The 2,306-nt window shown below is 57.1% G+C and carries 1 protein-coding gene and 1 pseudogene; both read left to right on the top strand.

Annotated features, from left to right (window positions below; translation table 11 throughout):
- Positions 1 to 531 (top strand): annotated as a pseudogene (locus BRA42_RS08555) (hypothetical protein); the annotation flags it as partial.
- Between the two features lie 755 nt (positions 532 to 1,286).
- The gene (locus BRA42_RS08550) at positions 1,287 to 2,210 is read left to right on the top strand and encodes a hypothetical protein (RefSeq protein WP_292405839.1); all 924 of its coding nucleotides are present in this window, start codon (positions 1,287 to 1,289) and stop codon (positions 2,208 to 2,210) included.
- Positions 2,211 to 2,306: the final 96 nt, after the last annotated feature.

Genomic DNA, 2,306 nt, shown 5'->3' with positions numbered 1-2,306 from the left:
ACCTTTAACGTCGTTCAGGAACATCATATTCGGGAGGACGTGAGGCAAGCGCTGGATGCGGCAAATATGACGGCGGACGAGTTGCCGGATGAAGTGAAAGAGGAAATGGAAAACATCGTGCAATCCGCGGATATAGGGAGCATACGAAAATGGGGGTTTGATCCCCAGAACAAACAGGCTACTATCTCTGTTTTCTTCGTACCGAAGAGGAACGACGTGGATGCCATTCAGGGCAAGCAGGTCGCCGGCTGGACCTTTACAGTCGTTCATAATCTCGAGGATGAGAGAGCGTATGAGAAAGAAAGGGAGCAGGTTGTGGCTGAACTACTCCGATTCCAGAAGGACCATCCCGAACTGCAGATATCAAGTTTCGCGACATCGCCCACACAGATCGATGTGTGGGTGCGCAATCTCACCCCCGAAAACGAGGCGCTGAACGGCACCACGATGCACAACAGGACAGTTCTGATACAATGGAGTCCGGTCGATTATGCACTCAGGATGGCGAGGGAGGAGGCAGGATGGATGTGAGAGAGCAAACGTTGGGGGAACCGGGGACAGGTTGAGGCACAGAAAGATCGTCAGGATCTGGTCGATTGACACCGGGACCCCGTGAGGAAGCTCGCCGGTCGGCGCCCATGCGTAAATCGTGAACGCCACAAACCTTTTTCCCGCTGTGGGTGGCGTCAACGACTTGATCCCGAGGATTCACGTCTCCCCCGGGGCGACCCAGATACGCCCGGCAGGATAGGGCGAACGTGGTAGCGCTGATCCTCTATTCCATCGTCTTCTCCTCCGCCGCATACGTGCGGTTCATGCGGACGGACATCCGGTGACGGCCTCTCCACGCGCACTTCCCGCCATCTTGAGGGCTGCGCCCGGGTGCGGGCCGACGATATTCCCGGGTTTCGATATCCGGGGAAGGTATGCAGGAATCTTATCGAACCCGTTCTCAGATCCGCGAATCGGAGTCCATGGTGTATTTCGACCGGAGATCGGCTATACTGCTGGCGAATTGCCCGGTCACGTGCGGATCGGGAGATGCGACGGCCCGGGTAGCGCCGCGACAGTTCTAGGTAATGGACAGAAACGTTATGGGTGGGAACGCCGACGTCTCGATCAGGGAAGCCGCATGCGGTATCCCGCGGGAGCCCGGCCCGGTCGTGGGGACTGCACCCGGACTCCCACAGCGTGCCCGGAGGACAACAGGGTTGTTGGCTTCCATAGGGGATAGCCGTTACGGTTCCGTGGTCCCTCCGGGTACGCATGAAAGGAGGAATGAAACCATGAAACCAAAAATTCTTTCCGAAATCGGCGTCGTTCTCGCGGCGCTGCTGGTCGTCGGCGCGATCTGTGTGCCGGCGGTGAGTGCGGATGAAAACAGCCAGGGCGATCCGGTAAGCAGGAGCGTAGAACTGGAGCGGAGTCCTTTTCTTTTTGACGATCGGGGAGATCGATTAAGTGACAGAGAAATCTCCCGGATGATCGAAACAATGCCGAGAGTAACCTACCTTGACGGCATGAATGAAAGCAGGAGCAAGGAACTCTCCGAGATGCTCAATCAGTTACATAAATACCGCTCCGTTAAAGTCGGGGATGGTTCGGAGACCTCTCCACAACCTGCTCCCGTACCCACGGAAAATATCGTCGAACTCCTGAAGGTCAATCTGAACAAGCAGGAGCCCGTCAGCCTCACACTCGGAGGACTCCCCTTCTCGAAAGGAGGAAGAAGCGCGTCGTATCCGGACCTGGAAAACTTCACCGACGCCATGGGAGACCTGATACGGGACCACTATCTCTATCCTCATGGGTCCCTGATCGGTTTCGGCTACGATATCGACGGGTATCTCCGGGTGGGCATCTGGAACGGCCCGCCGCCGCCGGAGAACGTCTGCTCGATAGAAACCGTGTATGCGATGCTCGACGAGCGGGCAAAGGAGATGGGGATCGAGAGCATCCCGGTGAAGTTCACGGTGTTCACCTCTCCGCCGGAACTGGTCCTGGGCCCTCAGATTGAACCTCAAAACGGTAAATCCATCCTCTACAATGGAGGAGTAACCACAGCAGGCAACTACCCCCTCCTATCGGAGGGGGCTTGCAACGAGGCCTTCGAGGACCTCCCGGAACCGATCCAGAAGCGGCAACTACCCCCTCCTATCGGAGGGGGCTTGCAACGGGGGCCCCTTGCGGGGCACAGGGTTGCAATTTAATCCGTGTGAAGGTTGACGGTTCAAAAGACGTCCTTATTCGCACTGGCCGGTTGACGCGGCCACTACCGATTATTTTTCCGGATCTCCACCCACATC

Origin of the sequence: Methanoculleus sp. UBA374, assembly GCA_002508705.1 — an archaeon.
In the GTDB taxonomy this organism is placed as follows: Archaea; Halobacteriota; Methanomicrobia; order Methanomicrobiales; family Methanoculleaceae; genus Methanoculleus; species Methanoculleus palmolei.
Note: the sequence above shows the minus strand (reverse complement) of the source record. Positions and strands in the feature narration are given on the sequence as shown.

Excerpts from the sequence above, each read along its gene's own strand:
- BRA42_RS08550 (WP_292405839.1), top strand. The coding sequence starts at position 1,287 with ATGAAACCAAAAATTCTTTCCGAAATCGGCGTCGTTCTCGCGGCGCTG.